Source organism: Microvirga aerilata (assembly GCF_016743775.1).
GTDB lineage: Bacteria > Pseudomonadota > Alphaproteobacteria > Rhizobiales > Beijerinckiaceae > Microvirga > Microvirga aerilata.
In genome coordinates this window covers 43,315-62,186 of the sequence record NZ_JAEQMY010000023.1, presented here as the reverse complement: position 1 = coordinate 62,186, position 18,872 = coordinate 43,315, and the positions used below count along the sequence as shown (strand labels likewise).

Below are 18,872 nucleotides of genomic sequence, written 5' to 3'. Positions count from 1 at the left end.
TTTGGACGGGCTTACATCCGCAATTCCTGAGGTCGTTGCGGCACTCGTCGGGCGAGAACGCATCGATCAGTTCACCGATGGCGGTCCAGGCGGCCTCCTCTGTGCGTGCGCCCGCTTTGCGCAGAAGTGCCTTGAGCTTTGGAACGAGCCGCCCGATCGGGTTGAGCTCCATACGCAGAGGAATGAGGATTAGGCTTCATCCTTTGCTAATACCGTTGAAATCGGCAACGACGTCGGACAGCATCGGCACATAGTCCTCGCCTCGGCCCATATTGACTGCCAAGGCAAAGCTGTTGCGGGCAGCAGCCCCGACCGGATTGACCAATCCGACAGCATTGGCGAATGAGTTCAGATAGGTCAGGTCCTTCAGAGCGTTGTGGAGCGTGAACTTATGCGCATTCCGGTCGCGCTCGAGGACATATTTGAAGAAAGTCTGGTAGAAGCCGCAATCCATCCGCCCGCCACGGATGACGCTGTCGAACGTCTGTGCCGACAGCCCTGCCCTCGCACCAAGGGCCAGCACTTCGGAGTACAGAGCCGCGTAGCCCAGGGACAGGAAGTTGTTGAGAAGCTTCATGGTGTGAGCGGTTCCGGTCGGGCCGGTATGCACAACCTTTCCGGCGAACGCCTTGAGGACAGGCTCAACCCGGTCGATCACGCCGGGCTCGCCACCCACCATCACGTCGAGCGTACCGGCCTTGGCGTCTGCCGGCGTCCGGCTCAGGGGCGCGTCGATCAGGGTAATGCCCAACGAGGCCAGTTGCTCAGCAAGAGGCACCGTTACGGACGGGTCGGAGGTCGAGCAATCAACGATAAGCAGGGGCTTGCCCGCCGCCGCCAACCCGTCAGGCCCCTGGATCACGGCCTGAACCTGGGGCGAACCGGTGACGCAGAGGATGACGATGTCCGACTGCTCGGCAAGTTCGCGCGGCGTTGCAGCCTCGCTTGCCCCCCGGCTCTTGAGATCCTCCACCGCATCCCGGCTTCGATGCGCCATGACCGTCAGCGGCCAACCCTTGTCGACCAGGTTTCCGGCCATGCCATGGCCCATGAGGCCTACGCCGATAAAGCCGATTCTTTCTTTGATCATAAACTTCACTTTCCGATCGTTCTGTTGAGGTCTGGCTGCGGAGCCCCCTCCTCACGCGGGGACGGGAGCGGCTGGGCTCAGCAATCCTTCACTCCTCAGATCGCTCCACAAGCTTGACGGGATCGGTTTGGTCATGGACGCGACGTTCTTCCAGATGTGTTCCGGCTGCTCGGCGCCAAGAACCACAGACGAAACGGCTGGGTGACCGAGGCTGAACTGGAGCGCCGCATCGCTCAGTTGAACATCGTGAGCACGGCAGACCCGCTCGATCCGAGCCACCCTTTCAAGAACGTCCGGGGGAGCAATCTTGTAATTGTACTTCGCGCCGGACACAGCACCCGTGGCCAGGATTCCCGAATTGAAGACCCCGCCTAACATCACGCCAATGCCCTTCTCCAGCGCCAAGGGCAGGAACTCCTCCAAGGCGGGTTGCTCCAGGAGCGAATAGCGCCCGGCCAGCAGCATCGCGTCGAAGTCACCGGCCTTCGCGAACCGGACGCAGATATCGGCCTCGTTCACGCCGATGCCGATTACCTTCACGGCTCCTTCCGAGCGCAGCCGCTCAAGCGCACGATAGGCGCCTTTCATCGCTTCGCTGAAGCGCGTTTCGAGAGCATCCGCTCCATGGGTGAAAACATCCACGTCGTGAATAAGCGCCACATCGATCCTGTTGGTGCTCATCCTGAGAAGCGACTGCTCGAACGAACGCATAGTCCCGTCATAGGAGTAGTCGATATCGGCCTTGTGGGGCAGTCCGCCAGCGAATCCCGGAGCCTCCGCGCCTTCAGCAACAGCCGTTCCGCCGGGGCTTCTCGGATCCATGTGGCGCCCCACCTTCGTCGAAAGCACGACCCGGTCCCGTCCGACCATCCGCAGCGCCGTACCGCAGCGATGCTCTGCCAGCCCATTTCCATAATGAGGGGATGTGTCGAGAAGAGTCAGCCCTGCCCGCAAGCCGCTGGCTATCGTCTCGATAGCGACCTGTTCGTCCAGTTTGGTGAAAAGGTCACCGAGTGGCGCGGTGCCGAGCCCCAGTACCGATACCTGAAGACCGGTGCGGCCAAGCGGGCGGGTAGGGATGTCCATCTGATTGCTCCATGAATGAATAGTCATGAATGAATAGGATTGTCACGTGCGACATGGATCGGGAAGAATGTCTGGCCGTTCGCGAGCAGACATCTATACAAAACGCTGACGCCGGACGATCTGCCATGCTGGCCTTTCCAAGCCCCTCGCGAGCGCCATCTCAGCAGAGGAAAGCCAATTACTGCAGAATCGACTTGACCTTCTCCGCAACGCTGGCATCGATCACCTTATGGGCATCCAGTCTGAGGCCAGACGCCCTTCTTGTTGACGAGACCAGGCGACGTCCTACGCCGCCGTCGGCACCGCTATTGGCCTGCTCCATTGGCGGCCATGCGGGTCTGGGCGTTACGCCATGCCACGTATTCCTCCCGCACCTCCTCGGTTAGCGGATAATATTTCCGCAGGTCGCCGCCCTGGGAGAGGCGATAGCGGGCGAACTCCTCCCATTCGGCATGCTCGCTCGCCATCTCGATGAGCTTCGGCGCGAGTGCGACAGGGACGACTACCACGCCGTCGTCATCAGCGACAACAATGTCGCCTGGCATAACCAGAACGTTGCCGCAGGCGACTGGAACATTGACCGCGAATGGGATCAGGTCCGTTTGGGCATGATAGTTCGGCGTCACACCTTTCACCCAGATCCCGAGATCCAGCTCCTTGGCCTTGGCAGAGTCCCGGATGCAGCCATCGACCACGATACCAGCCCCGCCTCTGCCGGCGAAGAATGTCAGCATCATCTCCCCGAAGATGCCGCTCGCCATATTCCCGCGCGCGTCAACGATAACCATATCGCCCGCCTGGGCCGGGTAGAGCACGTGCCGATGCAACTGCAGTTCGGGGTTTTCGTATTCGTTGGTTCCGTAGAGGTCCTCGCGCTTCGGCATGCACTGCAAGGTCAGCGCAGGACCGGCAACAGATTTCCCTTGCTTGAGGGGTAGAGGACCGCGAATCTGCGGGTCGCGAATGCCCATCAGGTTAAGCTCGCTGCTCGCAGTGGCTGTTCCGATCTTCGCCAGTGCGTCCGAAAGCTCGCGCGGAGGCCGCACAATATCTTTGATCTGAGGGATGGGTTGCACTCTGAAATCCTCGCGTTGGGAAGTGATTGGCAATGAGCTGATGGCGGGCCGTCCCGTCACGACGCCGCTCTGTTCGCAACAGGCTCAATCCGCTGGCCGCTTTGGCTGTCGAGATATGGATTCGTTCGAGATCGGGCGCGATGGCAACACGATTCTCCGACGACAACGCAACGCGTTCGCGGAAAAGCGTCACGACGTTCTGGCCGGCGAGCGGCACTGCTCCGTAGATCTTGCGCACGTTGCGGATGGTTACCATACCCATGATGCTCCTCCACGCCCTACTTGAGACTAATCGTCCCACCGTGGCGATTTAGCCGGATTGATCCGCCGTTCGCCACGGTTGAGCGCCCGGATCTGCTCCATCTCGTCGCCGGAGAGGCGCACATCGACGGATCGCCTGTTCTCACGCAGGTTGATGGCATTGGAGGAAGCCGGAATGACGGCATGGCCTTCTGCTATCAGGAAAGCGAGAGCGATTGCAGCCGGGGTGACCCCATGATGCTTTGCAATGCCCGCCAACACAGGGTCGGATCTCACATCCCCTTGGGCAAGAGGCTGGTACGCCGTGAGAGGAAGGCCGATCGAACGCGCATAGTTCGATATCCGCGGCGCCTGCAGATAAGGGTGAATTTCCACCTGGTTGGTGACGATTGCCCCCTCCCCGAGAAGGCTCCGTGTCTGCTCCAACAGTGCGATCGGGAAGTTCGAGACGCCGATGAAGCGGGTACGACCAAGATCCTGCGCTCTCTTGAGCTCAGTCATGTAGTCTTCGAAGGGAACCGCATTGTTCTGGGACGGCCAGTGGATGAGAAGCAGATCGATATGGTCGAGGCCGAGTGCCTCCAGGCTCGTTTCGACACTTGGCATGAAGCTCGCCTTGTCGAGCTTCGTGTCGGCAACCTTCGTCGTGATGAAGACCTGTTCTCTGGGCAGCCCGGACCGGCGAAAAGCATCTCCGACAGGCACCTCGGAATTGTAGCTCTGGGCCGTATCAATATGCCTGTAGCCGATATCGAAAGCCGCTAGGATGCTCGCCATCCCGGTATCTCCAGTTCTTCCGAATGTCCCCAGACCGATGGCCGGGATGGGGTTTGCAATGCTTGTCATGAGCTGCTCCTCAGCCTTTAGTGGCGCCGGCGGTCAGACCGCCCACGAACAGTCGCTGCATCGACATAAACAAAAGCGCGATCGGCAGCGTCATGACCACGGATGCCGCCATGACCGCGCCCCAGTCCGTGTTGAACTCCGTCGAGAATTCCGCCAGCCCGATCGGCAGCGTCTTGACCGACGAGTCGCTGGCGAAGCACAGCGCGAAGATGAACTCGTTCCAAGTGGTAACGAACGAGTACACAACCACTGCCACGATTCCAGGCGTCGACAGAGGGATCGTGATCCGGAACAGCACGCCCACGCGGGAGGCGCCGTCGATGATTGCCGCCTCGTCGAGTTCGACAGGGAGGGCCTTGAAGTAGCTGGTAAGCATCCATACCGAGAGCGGCAGTGTGATGATCATGTAGACTAAAATCAGTCCCCAGTAGGTGTTCACCAGCCCCAGCACACGCAGCGTCACGAACAGCGGCACGATGATGGCTGCGGTGGGCAGCAGCTGGCCGACGAGCACAAAGGCCTGGAAAAGCGACTTGCCTTTGAAGTCGAACCGGGCAAACCCGTAGGACGCAAACACAGCCAGGCACAGCGCAAGCACGGTGGATCCGACCGAGATGATCACACTGTTGAGAAAGTAACGTGGGATGTTCGACTCAAACAGAACCTTGTAGTAATTGTCCAACGTAGGCGCCGTTGGCCACCAGATCGGGGGGATGGTATAGAGCTCGCGCAGGGTCTTGATGGACGAGAGACTCATCCACCAGAAAGGAAAGAGGCAGATCACCACCAGCAGGATGCAGCCGACAACGATGAAGAGAGCGCCAGGTCCGGTCCGTTCCAGCTTGGCACTTTTTTTCCGGGACGATGACGTGTTTTCCGCTGCAGCAGCCTGCTTAGGCGGCAGCACGTGAGCATTCATGGTCATCGCGCCTCTCCCGGGGCTGCGGCGAGTGCCTTGATGTAGAAGAACACAATCAGGATCGCGACGGCGAAGAACATCACGGACAGGGCGGCGGCTTGATTGAATTGCACGTTCTCGAAGGCGATGCGGAAAATTTGGATCGGCGTGATCAAGGTGCTGTTGGCCGGGCCGCCGCGAGTGATGGCATAAATGATGGTGATGGCGTTGAGCCCCCAGATCACCAGAAGCAGTGTCACGGCAACCAGGACCGGCCGCACCTGCGGCAGCATGATATAGCGCACCTCCTCCCAGAAGTTGGCACCGTCGACACGGGCAGCCTCATAGAGTTCCTTGGGAATCGACTGGAGGCCGGCCAGCACCATGATGGCCACGAAGGGAAAAAGCTTCCAAACATTGATGGCGATGAGGACCGGCATAACGGTGTCGCGGTTGGTAAGCCACCCGATGGGCTGCTCAATCAGGCCGGACGTGGTCATCATGTAGTTGATGATGCCGAACTCGGTGTGGAACATCCACGCAAACGTGGTTGCCGCGACGATGCTGGGGATGACCCAGGGAATGAGGGCGACCGAGCGCATGACGGAGCGGCCGGGAAAGCGCTGATTGAGCAGGATTGCCGTTGCGGTTCCGAGCAGGACCTGGAAGACGATGGAGCCGCCGACCCAATAGAGCGTATTCCAGAAAGCCTGGGGTGTGGCGCGGGAGCGGAGAACGGTGGCGAAGTTCTTGAGGCCGACGAAATTCGACTGGCTGTCCGTTACACTGAGCAGACCTGTATAGGCAACAGGATACGCAATCAGCATTGCCAGGACCACCAATGCAGGCAGAATAAACCAATAGCCTGTCGATTGACGAGACATGTGACCGTCCTCGAAGAGCGGAAAGTGGTTTCCAGCGGCGTTACGCCGCTGGATCCTGGAGCTCGGGCTCGTGGGAATTAGTCGCCGAGCAGGGACTGAATATCGTCGGCCGCGTTGTCCATTGCCTCCTGCGGCTCCTCGTTGCCGAGCATGATGCCTTGGATGTTGCTGAAGTAGGCCTGCGTGATCTGGACCCAATTTTTATGGCTTGGTGCAGGGCGTCCATAAGGCAGCATTGCCTTGAATCCTGCAAGGATCGGATCATCAAAGCGAGGCAGCTTCATCGACGAAATTCGAGCCGGGAACGTATCCGTGAAATAGCCCTGGTTCTCCGACGTGTTCAGGAACTGCATGAACTTCTTAGCTTCTGCCGGATTTTTAGCGCTCTTCGGGACGATGAAGCTCCAGCCGCCCAGAATGGCTGCCGTATCCTTGCCGCTCGGATGGGGAATTTGCATCACGCCGATGTCGATCTTTGGATTTTCCTTTTTGATCGAGGCAAGGTCGAATTGACCGGCCTGGTACATGGAAACCTTCTCAGCAATGAAGAGGCGTCGATTGGCAATGCCATCGTTCTCCAGTGTCGATGTCGGAGAAATCTTTTTCTTGTAGAAGTCCGTATAGAACTTCACCGCTTCCACAGCCTCGGGCTTGTTGACGAGAGCCGTCTTGGCATCCTTCGAGATGATGTCTGCGCCATTCATCCAAATGAAAGGCAGTGACCGGAAGATCGTGTTGCCGACCTCGCCTCCGCCCGTGATCGCAAAGCCGAACCGTCCCTCACGGGTCAGGGCTGTCGCGGCCTTCACGAACTCGTCCCAGGTCTGCGGCGGCTTCTCAGGGTCGAGCCCCGCCTCCTTAAAGTGGCCTTTGTTGTAGACCACCGCGAGCGTTTCGATGCGGTAGGGGATTGCCCAGAGCTTCCCATTCCAGGTGACGTAATCAAGCGCGGCGGGAACATAATCGCTGCGGTCCTGCAGCGTGTCATCGAGCGGTATGACGAGGTTGTTCTGGGCATAGCCGTTCACCCACCCGTGCTGCACCTCGATGATGTCCGGCGCAGCACCCGATTGCAGCGTGGTCAGGACGCGCTGTGGCAACCCGTCTGACGTTGTCACCTCGATCTTGATCTTGGTATCCGGGTTCGCCTTCATGAACTTTTCGGCCAGGTCGCGGGCCCGCGCCTCACCCCAATTGGGCGTCCACCACACCACGTCGCCGGCAAGGCAGCTGCCAGCCGAGAGCGCCAGCATGGAAGCTGCTAGAACAACAATGGAACGCTTTGATCTCGTCATTCTCATTCCTCCCTTTAGGAGCCGACCTTGCATCATTCTGCGGATGCGGTGACGACCTGAGTCGTTCAGTTGATCGGCGTTTTTACTGTTCATATTTGAACTATGCCAATTCATTTCAATAAAAGTTATCGATGAAATATAATTGATGTCAACCGACTATCTGGAATTACTTCGCTGATGCGCTCAGAGAGTTCAATGATACCGACAAGCACAAAGGAGCCGAGCCCGGCTCTGCGCTCATGAGTATGTCCGGCCTTCGGTTCGCCCATCTTCGAACGTGTTGACGACTTGCCCCTTGCACAGCGTCAGCCTGCACTCCAATGTGGTTGCCGCTTCCCTGCTTGCACCGAGAGAGTCGTAGAGCCGGACGGGATCATGCCGGACGTGGAACACGGCCAGATCCGCCTCCCCTCCAAGCTCGATCCTGCCAAGATCTGGCCGGTTGAGAATGTCAGCCGGAGAGCAGGTCGTAAGCCTGAGCACTTGCTCCAGGGAAAAGCCAAGCGCCATGAACTTGGCCATGACATGCGGGAGATCAATGACCACCCCGTCGATGTTGTGTGCATGAATATCCGTGCTTATAGCATCCGGCAGCAAACCCTGGTCGATGGCCGCCTTTGCAATCTCGAATGAGAAGCTTGCGCCACCATGTCCCACATCCATCTTGACGCCACGGGCAATAGCCTCGCGAACGGACGGTCGCAAGCGCATGCGCTCGTCGAGAACGCAGCCACCGATCGATGGATTGTAGATATGGGTCAGAATATCGCCCTCCTTGAGATAAGGGAGCACCTCGTCTATTCTGGGCGGAGCGGTTCCGACATGAATTATTAGCGGCACTTCAAGGATATCCGCCGCCTCGCGCGCAAGCGGCAGCACGATAGGGCCGTTCGCGCCGCAGGCATTGTTGCTTGCCCTCAGCTTCACTCCGGCTATCACGGACCCGAATTCCGCCTTGATGCGGCGCAGCGCACGAAGATCGGCGAACCGCCAATCGTATAGCTCCCCAACATCGATGCTCAAGTTCCCTGCCTGTGTGAGGCCAATGTAAGACAGGTTGACGAAGGGGATGATCCGCAACCGGCTCAGCTTGATCACGTGGTGGAAGAACCCTTCGAAGGTTGCCGCTCCGCAAGAGCCGCAGTCGACCCATGTTGTTACGCCGCTAAGGGGGCCGATCTTGTCTGCATTTACGCCGAGCAAAGTGCCGCCCCAATAGGCATGGGTATGCATATCGACCAAGCCCGGCACGACGAGAGCGCCAGTCGCGTCGACAACGTGGTGTCCGCTGGCGTCGATATGGGGAGCGAGACCTACTATCCTGCCGTCCGCTATCGCGACATCCACGATCTCATCGCGCCGGGAAGAGGGATCGAGAAGGCGCCCGTTCTTTATCAGCAACCTCTCACTCATCACCACCCCCAGAGGCTTACCGGTTCATCAACAGCCCAGGCCTTTTAGAAGTCTCTATCCTCAAAACGTCTTTGCACCGGTGGCAATTCCCCGCGTGTTGATGGTCCCATCGAACAGCGGTACGTCATGGTCTTCATATGGAAACCGCGCGCACGCCTCCTCGATCAGCTCGACACCAAGGCCCGGAGCCGTGGGCGCGAGGATGTATCCATCCTCGAACTGCAGGGTCTCACGCACCAGCTCCTTGCGCCATGGAACATCTACGGAGACTGTCTCAAAGACCGAGAAGTTCGGGATGGCGGCCGACGTGTGGAGCGTCATGGCATTCATCACAGGTCCCACCGGGTTATGTGGCGCAACCGGGATCAGATGGCTGTGCGCCAGATGAGCGATCCGTTTCGTCTCGCCAAGGCCGCCGACATGGGAGACATCAGGCTGAAGGATGTCGACAGCTTTCTTGTTCAGGGCCTCAATGAACCGGGAAGGTTCGAACCAGCGCTCGCCGGCCGCAATTGGAATCGGGCTGCTTGCACGGACTTCCGCCAGCGCATCGATGCTTTCAGGTGGAGTCGGCTCCTCGATCCAAGTCAGATCATAACGTTCGAGAGCCTTGCACATGGCGATTGCCGTGGGGACGTTCAGCCGCCCATGAACGTCGAGCATCAGGTTAACATCAGGCCCGACAGCATCGCGCACCGCCTCCACGATCTCGATCGTCGTCCGGCGCTGCTGCCGGTCCATTTCCAAATCGGCGGCCCCGAAGGGGTCCCACTTCAGGGCCCGATATCCCATGGCAATGGCATTGCGGGCGTTGGCGGCGTACTGCTCGGGCGTCTCCGAGCCGAAGAACCAGTGGTTCGCATAGCACGCCACCCGATCCCGGAACTTGCCTCCAAGAAGCTCAAAGACCGGTACGTCGAGAGCTTTTCCCTTGATATCCAGAAGAGCCGCCTCGATCGCCCCCAAAGCCGTGCGGAAGACCGCGCCTGTGCGCCAGTAGCTGTCGCGGTGGAGTTGCTCAATGATGGCGTCCACCGCAAACGGATCGCGCCCCACAAGGACGCGTTCCAGTTCCTCCAGAGCGGCAACAACGGTCTTGGTCTTCCACTCTAATGTGGCCTCCCCGATCCCCTCAATGCCTTCATCAGTATAGAGCTTAACGAACACGAAATTCGTGCGCGAGGCATTTGCGACGAACACCTTCTGTGCCACAATTTTCATCTAAGCTCCCTCCAGGCCGATCAGCCGCGCGTTTCCTGGTGCCACTTACGAATGTGCTCTGCAGAGACGTTTCGTGGGCTGATCCGAACCGATCAGCCCGCCACATGATGTCCCAAAGGACGGTCAGCCGAGGAGCAGGAGAAATGCCCCTCAAGCCACACGGTGGGCGACGTTGGCCGAGATGCCCTATGCCTGCTTCAGCCGCTGGATGGCTGCCGCCTGCATGCTGTCCAGCCCCATCTGCATGAGTTCGATCCGGTGGCCGTCAGGGTCCTCGATCCAGGCCTGCCAGTTACCGTCGGCTCCCATGGTCTTAGGACGGATCAACGGAACGCCACTTGCCTCGAGTTCACGCATCGTCTGATCGATGTCGGGAACGGACAGGCACATGTGGTTATAGCCGACAGCCTCGCGCTCCGCGGCACGTTCGCCCTCGCCCTCCGGGAAAACTTCCAAGAACTGGTCGTCCGTTATTCGAAGGTAGACGAGCCACAACCGCCCATCGCGGTCTAGGTGCATCATTTCCGTGAATCCGAGCTTGTTCGTGTAGAAATCAAGCGTGCGCGCGATGTCCTTCACACGGATGGCGACATGGGCGATTGACGACACCGTCAGCATGACAGCACCAACCCGGCCAGCATGCCTCGCACTCGGATCCTAAGTGCGGCTCCGCTCTCAAGCCTCATGTCCGCGTCCTCCCTCATGAGTCCGTCCGTCCGGCAATTTGTTCAAATATGAACTTTTGCTGTTCATTTATTTATGGTACCGGTCGACAAATACTTGTCAATAGCGAACCGGAAGAACGATGAGCGAAATCGCGCAGGACACAGAAAACAGACATACGATCCCTGCTATTGATCGCATGATGGAGGTTCTGGAGGCCCTTGAGCACGGCAACAGCACCGGCCTGACGATCCGGGATCTGACCGATCTTCTCAATCTGCCCCGAACAGCCGTCTACCGCATTCTCAACACCCTGCAACGCCATGACATGGTGCATCGGGACAAGGTAGGGGCGTACAGTCTCGGCCGCAGGCTATTGACCCTGGCGTCTCACGTTGCGTCCCGGGCGAGCGATTTCGATATCGCGGCGTTCAGCCAGCCTTTTTTGGACAGGCTCTCGGCTGACCTCGGCGAGGGCGTCAAGCTGAGCGTCATCGACGAAGAAGGGATCGTCGTGGTCGCCGCCTCGCAAGGGCGGCGGGAGTACGCGCTGACAGTGAAGCCGGGCCAGCGCATGCCAACCCACGCGAGTGCGGCCAGCAAGCTTCTGCTGTCATATGTCGAGCCGCAGGACCTGGACCAGTGGTTGGCCGATCCGCTCCCCACCTATACCGGCAGGACTATCACCAATCCGAAGCGTTTTCGCGCTGAGTTGGCGCGGATCAAGCGTCTTGGCTGGGCACAGGACAAAGGTGAGAGCGCCCCCAGCATTCATGCCTTCGCGGCTCCAGTCTTTTTCAAGACCGGTAGGCTGGCGGCTGCCGTCAGCGTGCCCTTCCTGGCGGGTGCGGATTCGAGCCGGATGGAAGAGATTCGCATGGCCGCCATCGATACCGGGCGTGCCATTTCGGATGCGATGCCGACCTAGCCCGGAGGAGAAGGGAATGAAGATCGTCGATCTCAAGTGCGCCATCATTGGCAAGAGCCCAGTCGTGCGGATCGTTACGGACGAAGGTATCTCGGGCTATGCCCAGGCCGAGACATGGAAACATTACCTGAAGCCGCACATCCTTGCCCTGCGCGAGGCGCTGATTGGCGAGGATCCCACCCTCGTCGAGCGGGTCATGCTCAAGATCAGGCAGCGTGGGGGGTTCAAGCCATGGGGGGCAGCGGTCAGCGCCGTCGAGATGGCTCTGTGGGACTTGGCTGGCAAGGCCGCGGGCCTGCCTGTTCACAAGCTGCTCGGCGGCAAGGTCCGCGACAAGGTGCGTGTCTACAATGGCTCGATCCGCTTCCCTCTCGCGGGCCACAGACCAGAAGATTATGCGGACGATATGCGCAAGATGATGGCGCTCCCCGAGGGGTTCACCATTTTCAAGCAGCCGATCGGCTTTCACTCCTCGATGAAGCGGGAAGTACCGGACTTCTATTACGGTGAACCAAACGTCAGCCCTTTCCATGGCGCTCTCGACCGCGGACCTGTGACGGAGAAAGGTCTCCGCCACTTGGTGGACTGCGTCGCTGCCATGAAGGAGGTGACGGGAAACAACGTGGGCTTGGCGCTCGATTGCGGCCCGGGCTGGATGCTTGGTGATGCCCTTCGGCTCGCCAGAATGCTCGAGCCATTCAACCTCCTCTGGATCGAAGACGTACTATCGGGTGACTATACGCCCTGGGTCAATGCGGGCGTCTACCGCGAGCTGACCCGCGCCTCCATCACCCCGATACACACAGGGGAGCAGATCTATCTGCGGCAGAACTTCAAGGAACTCATCGAAACCCATGCTGTGCATGTGATTGGGCCAGACCCCGCCGATGTCGGGGGCATTGCCGAACTGAAATGGATCGCCGAATTCGCCGACCTGCATGGCATCACGATCGCCCCTCATGGCATCGCGAACGGCCTTCTGGGTCTCGCGGCCTTGATCCAGGTGAGCGCAACGCTACCCAGCAACTTCATCGCCTTCGAGTACACAACCGCGGATCCGCCATGGTGGAGCGAAATCGTGGAAGGGCTCCCCAACCCAATCGTCCAGAACGGCATGATCGAGGTTCACGACCGGCCCGGCATGGGAGTCGAGCTCATCCCTGAACGGGCGAAGGAATACCTGTCCGAAGATGACCGTGCCTTCTTCTCATAAGTCCCTCATTGGCCATTCCTCGCGGCCCCGACAGGGTATTGTCAGGTTAACGCGGTGGCGGCCACCGAGAGCCATACATGAGGGATAAACCCGATTCGTCATTCCCGCTACGCCCGCCACCCCTTCGCGGCCGAGGCGATCAGCCATGCTGTCTGGCTGTACTTTCGGCTCCCGCTCAGCCTCCGGGCGTTGGAGGAGATTCTGGCCACCCGCGGGATTGATGTAAGCCATAAAACCTTGCGGCAGCGGGCGCTGAGGTTCGGCCACGCCAATCGAAAACTCAGCTTTGGTTGTTAGCTTTGCGCTCCTGCCAAACGCTGAGGAGCCAAGATGATCGCTTGGTTCAATGCTTCAATCATACTCCGCTCGTCAGCCTTTCCCGTTCCGGCGATGTCGAAAGCGGTGCCATGATCCACAGAGGTGCGTATGACAGGCAGGCCAACGGTAACATTCACGCCAGCCTCAATCCCTAGGACCTTGACAGGACCATGGCCCTGATCGTGGTACATTGCGACCACGAGATCAAAGTCACCACGCTGAGCCCGGAAGAACAAGGTATCGGCAGGAAGCGGTCCTTCCACATTGATGCCGCGCGCCTGAAGCGCCTGTACGGCGGGCACGATCTTTTCCTCCTCCTCGCCATGGCCGAACAACCCGTGTTCGCCTGCATGAGGATTGATGCCGCACACGCCAATGCGCGGGCTGTCGATGCCTGAACGCACCAGAGCCTCCTGGCCTCTCAGGACCGTGCGCTCGACCAAGCCGGGTTCAATCTTCGCAATGGCGTCGATGAGACCAATATGAGTGGTGACGTGAATGACGCGCAGCTTCGGCGTCATTAACATCATCGAGACCTCTGGCGTATGTGTCAGCGTGGCCAAGATCTCGGTGTGGCCTGGAAAGATGTGTCCACCTGCGTGCAGAGCCTCTTTATTCAGCGGAGCAGTGCAAATAGCATCGGCCTCGTTCGCTGAGGCCAGTTCGACCGCCCGCTCGATGTATCGGAACGCACCGTCGCCAGCGACTGAAGATAGTTCCCCCCAGGGAAGATCCGCAGGGATCAGATCGAGGTCGATGCAGTCAACTGCCCCGAACTCAAACGCAGCCTCCTGTGGACCCGCGACCGGCTGAACACTGTGTGTGGAACCGATAATCTCACCTGCTCTTCGGAGGCGCTTCGCATCGCCAATCACCAGAGGCTTGCAGCGCTCGTATACATCACGGTGGATAAGCATTTTCATGATGATTTCGGGGCCTACGCCTGCCGCATCACCCATCGTGATCGCTATGATTGGCCGTTTCATACCCGAACTCCCTGGCGCCAAACGCCGGTTTACCCGCCCGAGGCAGGGATTAAATGATCACTCGTACCGCCGCGCAGCGCCGCATGGCAACGTATCAGCGTCGTAGAGTCGCCAAACGCCCCAGCCTTGGTAATTACGGGGATAGCGATCTCGCCGATGGATAATCCAACCGGAACGCCAGGCTCTATTTCGCCCAGCATCCTCAACCCGGATATGCCAGCCTTGACCAGAATGGCTCGTGCCGTCTCCCCGCCTGTTACCACGAGACCGCCAACCTGAGACAGGTAGGGAGCGATCAAATCGGCGAGGGCCGTCGCAAGCTGCGGCCCCTCCGAGAAGTCAATTTCCTTATTTCCGATCATTACTGCGGCATCCGAGCCGCAAGCCAGGGCATCAATGAGCACTTGGATATCTGCTCTTACCTGGCTTGGACCAGTGTCCAATCGCAGGTTGGAGGAAGGGATAACCAAGCAGGAGACGTCTGCAGCCTGCGCCAAAGCGTCGAACTGCATATGCGACGCTCCAGACGCACTGCCGACCACGACGAGGACAGGTTTCTCCACCCCATCTCGCGTGGGTGGGGATAAAGATGTTGTCTTGGCTTCCCCTGCCCTGACGAGTGCCCGCATCAGGCCAGCGGAGCCTACCCACAAGGGCTTCTCAGGCAGGGCGAGGGTTGCTGCCGCAACTGTGAGCAGGTCGACTTCCGTTTGCGCGTCGCACACCACAGCACTGCACCCGGCATCCAGCCAGTTTAGAAGCTTCGTCTGGAGCGCTTCCGAACCCAGTGCCACCTGCTCGTGACTGGCTAACTCAACCTTGAGCCCTGCTTGCGTCAGAAGCATGCGCAGATCGGCAGGCCCGGTTAAGCCGGCTTGCTTCCAAACCTCAGTATCCTCAAGTGGCGTTCCGTTGACGAACACATGACCGTCGATCGTCGCCCGCCCCGCCTCCGGAAAGGCGGGCGCCACGATGGCAAGAGGCGCACGCCCCAGAACCTTTGCTGCCGCTTGGCGGATATGAACCATGTCATCAGCCCAGTGACCGCGCAGGGTGGAGTCTATCTTCTGGTAGAGGATCCGGGTGCCTTTTTCATAGAGCCACTCGGTCGCTGCGACAATAGCGGCTCCCGCTTCCCTCGGCTCCATGGCGCGGGAGTTCACATCGACCGAAACTGCGGTCGCGTTATCTGTATCCGCCTCAGGATCAATGATGACGACCGTCCGGGCGCCGACGCTGACGCAGGCAATAGCGCAATCCGCGGCACCCGAGAGATCGTCAGCAATAATGAGGATTTCGATCATCAGCGGTCCTCCTTTAGGCAGATCGTTCCACCTGTTGGTTGCTTCTTGGCCGTCGGCGTCCAACTGAGGTCACCGACACCTCCCACGCCTGGGGCTCGGGCATGGCACCTGGCGAAACAGCGGTGCTTTGGACACGCGTTGCCCACCGATGTGTGACGAGAGGAACGGGGATCGCAATTACTATGACGCTGATCTGAATGCCCATGCCAACCTTAGTCACCAAGATGGCGGCGCCCTTCTGCAGAACATAAGGTGTCGAGCAGATGTCAATGGTGGGGTCCATGCAGATCCAAAACATCATGGGGATTGACAGGGAGCCCTTGAATAACGCACCTGTGAAGGAGTCAAAGTAATCCCCGGCTCGAAGCGCGAAGGTGGCGAACGTCGCGCAGTTAGCACGAGCGATACCATCATATCTCCTGACCCCGTTCTATCGCACGGTTGATCCCAATCTGCGCGATGGTAGAGACCTCAAGCGAATACACCTTGGCTTAGATAGCCGAATATTTTAACGCGTGGATTAGTCCAGTCGGTATCTAAGAGCAGCAAATATATTTCGACCTTGGCTTTCTTAGTCCAGACCATCACTTGGTAGCCGGGTGCGGTCCTCGACGGTCGCCTAGTTCCACGGTCAGAATGTCAGCTAATGGATGCACCGACCGTGCTTACCGGCCTTTCCTTCATCGGAAGCGTGCCCCGAGCGAGGATCTGATCCATGTCTGCGGCTCTGAGCGGAATGAGCTAGGCACAAGGTCCGATGAGAGTCAGGCAGTGAAGTTCGCCGACCTTTTCGAATGTCTGGATTGGTGAGAACTGCTGCCCTGAGCTTAGGTCTCGGATGTGCCAGGAAGAAAGAGTACCGAAACTGTGGGCGGAGAAGAGAAGGTGCCGGTAACCTGGTTGCGGCCGCGATCGCACTGCGCACTGCGCACTGCCGTCTTACTTTTTCCCATTTTGGGGAACTCTGGGTCATAGGCGTAGACCAGTCTGCTCGTCGAAGAGATGCACCAGCCTCGGATCGGGCGTGACGCTGATCTGCTGACCTGGCTTTGCATCGACGCGTTCGCGAAACACGCCCACTACATCCGTGCCGCCCAGCTTAGCGAACACCTGCGTCTCCGATCCCGTCGGCTCAACCACGCCGACTTCCGCCGGCAGGCCGTTGGTATCGTCGAGAATGAAATGCTCTGGCCGGATGCCGTAGACGACGGGCTGCCCATTGGAGGCCGCTGGCGCATTGGCCACTGGCAGGGAGAGCCCGCCAGCCGTGACGAAGCGGCCGCCCTGTAGGTGTCCCTTAAGGAAGTTCATGGCCGGCGAGCCGATGAAGCCTGCCACAAAGAGGTTGGCCGGTCGATCATAGAGTTCGAGCGGGGCGCCGGCCGGCGATCATGCGCAAGAGGGTGGATTTGCCGCAGCCGGACGGCCCAACCAAGATGACGAACTCACCATCCCGAATGTCGACTGAGACGCCATGGATCACCTGAGCCGCCCCGTAGGCCTTCTTCACATTCTGGATTTCGACAGATGCCATATCGATGTCTTTCCTTGGTTATGTTCGTTGATGCGACAAGCCTGAAAGTTCTCTGTCCTCATCCTTTGACCGACCCCGCCATCAATCCCGCAACAATATGCTTTTGTGCCGCGAAGAACATGATGATCGCCGGTAGGATCGTCAGCGTGATAAACGCCAGGATCAGGTTCCAATCGGTGGAGTACTCTCCCTGGTAGACCATGATCCCGAGCGGCCATGGATAGAGCGTGTCACGATTCAGCACGACCAACGGAAGCAGGTAGTTGTTCCAGCTGTGAACGAAGACGATAACGGCTACCGTTGCAAGGATGGGGCGTGACAAGGGCAGTATCACATACCAGAAGAAACGGAAGTAGCCGCATCCGTCGATCACAGCCGCCTCGAAGAGGTCTTTCGGAATCTGGCGGAAATAGTTTCGGAACAGGAGGATGCTCATCGCCAAGCCGAAGGCGACCTGGGGCAGCACCACACCCCAATACGTATCCAGAAGGCCAAGATCGCGGATCTTGATGAAGAGGGGCAGGATAGCGGTCGCGGCAGGGAACATCAACCCAAGAAGCAGGTAGTTCAGGAGGAACGTCGCGCCGAAGAAGCGAACATGCACGAACACGAAAGCTGCCATGGCGGCAGCGGTAACCGTCAGGATGACGGTGAGCACCGCGATGATCAGAGAGTTTCCCATCAACTGCCAGTAACGACTGCTGGACAGAATTTCCCAGTAGTTGATCCACTCCCATTGACTCGGCAATCCAAACGGATTGACCCGAAGCTCGCCGAGCGACTTGAAGCCGCCGAGGGCCGTGGCGATCAGCGGGATCAACACGCCTCCGGCAACGATAAAGAGAATGGCGTATCGAAGGACCGGAGCGATGGTGACCGGTGTATCGTAGCGAGCGACGGTGCTAGTCATGACGCATGAGGACCCGTTTATAGCCGAAGGCGAAGACGACGCAGATCAGGAATAGAACCACCCCGACCGCACTGCCGAAGCCGATCCTCATTCGGGTAACACCATAGCTGTAGAGATAGGTGACCATAGTCTGGGTGCTGTCCGAAGGCCCTCCCTTGGTCAGGGGCATAATGAGATCGAACAGCTGAATCGATCCGAGGATGGCGAAGAAGACGGAGAGGCGAATGGTCGATCCAAGGAGCGGCACCGTGATCCGCCTAAAGATCTGCCAGCCTGTTGCGCCGTCGATATGTGCGGCCTCGTACAGGCTGCGGTCGATCTGCTGGAGGCCCGCAATGTACAGCATCATGTGGAAGCCGAAATACTTCCAGACCACGACTACCATGATGGCGTAGATGGCGATATCAGGTTCGGCGAGCACGTGAGGCGGTGTCGCTCCAAACAACTCCCACAGCTTTGCGAGAAGCCCATACTCGCCGTCGTAGACAAAGCGCCAGATGAGACCTGCGGCGACCTCCGCCAGAATGTAGGGCAGGAAGAAGATGAGCCTGAAGGTCGCTGTCCCTCGCACTCGGTCGGCGAGGAGGATAGCCATTCCTAAGGCAAGCGGGAGCTGGATGGCCAGCGACACCACAATGATGAGAAAATTATTTGTCAGAGCAATGCGAAAGGCCCGGTTCGCGAACAGAAGCTCGAAATTCCGCCATCCGACGAAGTCTGTGGGCGCCCCATAACCGTTCCAGCTGTAGAAGCTGTACCAAGCGGCCTCCCCCATCGGGAGCGCCACGAATAGGGTGAAGAGGAAAAGGGCTGGTGGCAGGAACAGCAGCACCATGGCGCTTGTCCCGCCTATGGCCGCCGATGACGCGCGCAACCAGGATGGTGCCTGGAAAACGGTTCTGGTCACCCCACCTGTGACGCTTGTTGCCACAGTTCCCCTCCCTTT

At 58.9% G+C, this 18,872-nt stretch carries 19 protein-coding genes and 2 pseudogenes; 3 read left to right on the top strand and 18 right to left on the bottom strand.

All coding sequences use genetic code 11. From position 1 onward, the window contains the following. Nucleotides 1-196: 196 nt before the first annotated feature. The 11 genes from JKG68_RS16400 to JKG68_RS16350 all read right to left on the bottom strand — a co-directional run bounded on the left by JKG68_RS16400 (nucleotide 197) and on the right by JKG68_RS16350 (nucleotide 10,688). Nucleotides 197-1,090 (bottom strand): NAD(P)-dependent oxidoreductase, encoded by an 894-nt coding sequence (locus JKG68_RS16400; protein ID WP_202061511.1) that lies wholly within the window; start codon nucleotides 1,088-1,090, stop codon nucleotides 197-199. A gap of 51 nt (nucleotides 1,091-1,141) precedes the next feature. Beyond that, a complete protein-coding gene (locus JKG68_RS16395; protein ID WP_202061509.1) occupies nucleotides 1,142-2,176 on the bottom strand; it encodes an aldo/keto reductase in 1,035 nt (344 codons plus the stop codon). 305 nt (nucleotides 2,177-2,481) lie between these two features. Next, entirely contained in the window at nucleotides 2,482-3,243 is a 762-nt protein-coding gene (locus JKG68_RS16390) for an RraA family protein (RefSeq protein WP_202061553.1), read from the bottom strand. Continuing rightward, entirely contained in the window at nucleotides 3,152-3,508 is a 357-nt protein-coding gene (locus JKG68_RS33485) for a hypothetical protein (RefSeq protein WP_202061555.1), read from the bottom strand. Before JKG68_RS33485 ends, JKG68_RS16390 begins: the two co-directional genes overlap by 92 nt. A gap of 32 nt (nucleotides 3,509-3,540) precedes the next feature. Beyond that, entirely contained in the window at nucleotides 3,541-4,359 is an 819-nt protein-coding gene (locus JKG68_RS16380; RefSeq protein WP_202061507.1) for an aldo/keto reductase, read from the bottom strand. Nucleotides 4,360-4,369: 10 nt separating this feature from the next. Further along, nucleotides 4,370-5,284, bottom strand: coding sequence for a carbohydrate ABC transporter permease (locus tag JKG68_RS16375; protein ID WP_246515509.1), 915 nt, complete (start codon nucleotides 5,282-5,284; stop codon nucleotides 4,370-4,372). Further along, nucleotides 5,281-6,141 (bottom strand): carbohydrate ABC transporter permease, encoded by an 861-nt coding sequence (locus JKG68_RS16370; RefSeq protein ID WP_202061500.1) that lies wholly within the window; start codon nucleotides 6,139-6,141, stop codon nucleotides 5,281-5,283. The genes JKG68_RS16375 and JKG68_RS16370 overlap by 4 nt, the downstream gene beginning before the upstream one ends. 77 nt (nucleotides 6,142-6,218) lie before the next feature. Continuing rightward, entirely contained in the window at nucleotides 6,219-7,436 is a 1,218-nt protein-coding gene (locus JKG68_RS16365) for an ABC transporter substrate-binding protein (RefSeq protein ID WP_202061498.1), read from the bottom strand. Nucleotides 7,437-7,673: 237 nt separating this feature from the next. Next, on the bottom strand, nucleotides 7,674-8,849 hold the full coding sequence (locus tag JKG68_RS16360; RefSeq protein WP_202061496.1) for an amidohydrolase/deacetylase family metallohydrolase: 1,176 nt from the start codon (nucleotides 8,847-8,849) through the stop codon (nucleotides 7,674-7,676). A gap of 60 nt (nucleotides 8,850-8,909) precedes the next feature. After that, nucleotides 8,910-10,070: a mandelate racemase/muconate lactonizing enzyme family protein gene (locus JKG68_RS16355; protein ID WP_202061494.1), complete on the bottom strand. Its 1,161-nt coding sequence runs from the start codon at nucleotides 10,068-10,070 to the stop codon at nucleotides 8,910-8,912. Between the two features lie 186 nt (nucleotides 10,071-10,256). Then, entirely contained in the window at nucleotides 10,257-10,688 is a 432-nt protein-coding gene (locus tag JKG68_RS16350) for a VOC family protein (RefSeq protein ID WP_202061492.1), read from the bottom strand. A gap of 187 nt (nucleotides 10,689-10,875) precedes the next feature. Between JKG68_RS16350 and JKG68_RS16345 the strand changes: the two genes are divergently transcribed. The 3 genes and pseudogenes from JKG68_RS16345 to JKG68_RS35150 form a co-directional block, all read left to right on the top strand. Beyond that, nucleotides 10,876-11,661, top strand: coding sequence for an IclR family transcriptional regulator (locus JKG68_RS16345; RefSeq protein WP_202061490.1), 786 nt, complete (start codon nucleotides 10,876-10,878; stop codon nucleotides 11,659-11,661). A 16-nt stretch (nucleotides 11,662-11,677) separates the two neighbouring features. Continuing rightward, the gene (locus JKG68_RS16340; RefSeq protein ID WP_202061488.1) at nucleotides 11,678-12,874 is read left to right on the top strand and encodes a mandelate racemase/muconate lactonizing enzyme family protein; all 1,197 of its coding nucleotides are present in this window, start codon (nucleotides 11,678-11,680) and stop codon (nucleotides 12,872-12,874) included. Nucleotides 12,875-12,958: 84 nt separating this feature from the next. Beyond that, a pseudogene (locus tag JKG68_RS35150) lies at nucleotides 12,959-13,138 on the top strand (IS6 family transposase); the annotation flags it as partial. A 29-nt stretch (nucleotides 13,139-13,167) separates the two neighbouring features. Here JKG68_RS35150 and pdxA read toward each other — a convergent pair. The 7 genes and pseudogenes from pdxA to JKG68_RS16310 all read right to left on the bottom strand — a co-directional run bounded on the left by pdxA (nucleotide 13,168) and on the right by JKG68_RS16310 (nucleotide 18,800). Continuing rightward, a complete protein-coding gene (gene pdxA, locus JKG68_RS16335) occupies nucleotides 13,168-14,178 on the bottom strand; it encodes a 4-hydroxythreonine-4-phosphate dehydrogenase PdxA (protein WP_202061486.1) in 1,011 nt (336 codons plus the stop codon). A 29-nt stretch (nucleotides 14,179-14,207) separates the two neighbouring features. Next, entirely contained in the window at nucleotides 14,208-15,482 is a 1,275-nt protein-coding gene (locus JKG68_RS16330; protein ID WP_202061484.1) for a four-carbon acid sugar kinase family protein, read from the bottom strand. Between the two features lie 13 nt (nucleotides 15,483-15,495). Continuing rightward, nucleotides 15,496-15,888: a 2-keto-3-deoxygluconate permease gene (locus JKG68_RS34735; protein WP_202061549.1), complete on the bottom strand. Its 393-nt coding sequence runs from the start codon at nucleotides 15,886-15,888 to the stop codon at nucleotides 15,496-15,498. Nucleotides 15,889-16,451: 563 nt separating this feature from the next. Beyond that, nucleotides 16,452-16,862 (bottom strand): annotated as a pseudogene (locus JKG68_RS34730) (TOBE domain-containing protein); the annotation flags it as partial. Continuing rightward, the gene (locus JKG68_RS34725) at nucleotides 16,840-17,016 is read right to left on the bottom strand and encodes an ATP-binding cassette domain-containing protein (protein WP_376773161.1); all 177 of its coding nucleotides are present in this window, start codon (nucleotides 17,014-17,016) and stop codon (nucleotides 16,840-16,842) included. The pseudogene JKG68_RS34730 and the gene JKG68_RS34725, both read right to left, overlap by 23 nt. Before the next feature lie 58 nt (nucleotides 17,017-17,074). Continuing rightward, complete coding sequence (locus JKG68_RS16315; protein WP_202061482.1) at nucleotides 17,075-17,926, bottom strand: carbohydrate ABC transporter permease; 852 nt, start codon at nucleotides 17,924-17,926, stop codon at nucleotides 17,075-17,077. Continuing rightward, nucleotides 17,919-18,800, bottom strand: a complete 882-nt coding sequence (locus tag JKG68_RS16310; protein WP_312890825.1) for a carbohydrate ABC transporter permease — start codon at nucleotides 18,798-18,800, stop codon at nucleotides 17,919-17,921. The genes JKG68_RS16315 and JKG68_RS16310 overlap by 8 nt, the downstream gene beginning before the upstream one ends. Between the last annotated feature and the right edge of the window lie 72 nt (nucleotides 18,801-18,872).

Bases quoted from the DNA above. Each gene is read 5' to 3' on its own strand.
- JKG68_RS16400 (WP_202061511.1), bottom strand. From the start codon at position 1,090: ATGATCAAAGAAAGAATCGGCTTTATCGGCGTAGGCCTCATGGGCCAT.
- JKG68_RS16395 (WP_202061509.1), bottom strand. From the start codon at position 2,176: ATGGACATCCCTACCCGCCCGCTTGGCCGCACCGGTCTTCAGGTATCG.
- JKG68_RS33485 (WP_202061555.1), bottom strand. From the start codon at position 3,508: ATGGTAACCATCCGCAACGTGCGCAAGATCTACGGAGCAGTGCCGCTC.
- JKG68_RS16380 (WP_202061507.1), bottom strand. From the start codon at position 4,359: ATGACAAGCATTGCAAACCCCATCCCGGCCATCGGTCTGGGGACATTC.
- JKG68_RS16375 (WP_246515509.1), bottom strand. From the start codon at position 5,284: ATGACCATGAATGCTCACGTGCTGCCGCCTAAGCAGGCTGCTGCAGCG.
- JKG68_RS16370 (WP_202061500.1), bottom strand. From the start codon at position 6,141: ATGTCTCGTCAATCGACAGGCTATTGGTTTATTCTGCCTGCATTGGTG.
- JKG68_RS16365 (WP_202061498.1), bottom strand. From the start codon at position 7,436: ATGACGAGATCAAAGCGTTCCATTGTTGTTCTAGCAGCTTCCATGCTG.
- JKG68_RS16360 (WP_202061496.1), bottom strand. From the start codon at position 8,849: ATGAGTGAGAGGTTGCTGATAAAGAACGGGCGCCTTCTCGATCCCTCT.
- JKG68_RS16355 (WP_202061494.1), bottom strand. From the start codon at position 10,070: ATGAAAATTGTGGCACAGAAGGTGTTCGTCGCAAATGCCTCGCGCACG.
- JKG68_RS16350 (WP_202061492.1), bottom strand. From the start codon at position 10,688: ATGCTGACGGTGTCGTCAATCGCCCATGTCGCCATCCGTGTGAAGGAC.
- JKG68_RS16345 (WP_202061490.1), top strand. From the start codon at position 10,876: ATGAGCGAAATCGCGCAGGACACAGAAAACAGACATACGATCCCTGCT.
- JKG68_RS16340 (WP_202061488.1), top strand. From the start codon at position 11,678: ATGAAGATCGTCGATCTCAAGTGCGCCATCATTGGCAAGAGCCCAGTC.
- pdxA (WP_202061486.1), bottom strand. From the start codon at position 14,178: ATGAAACGGCCAATCATAGCGATCACGATGGGTGATGCGGCAGGCGTA.
- JKG68_RS16330 (WP_202061484.1), bottom strand. From the start codon at position 15,482: ATGATCGAAATCCTCATTATTGCTGACGATCTCTCGGGTGCCGCGGAT.
- JKG68_RS34725 (WP_376773161.1), bottom strand. From the start codon at position 17,016: ATGGCATCTGTCGAAATCCAGAATGTGAAGAAGGCCTACGGGGCGGCT.
- JKG68_RS16315 (WP_202061482.1), bottom strand. From the start codon at position 17,926: ATGACTAGCACCGTCGCTCGCTACGATACACCGGTCACCATCGCTCCG.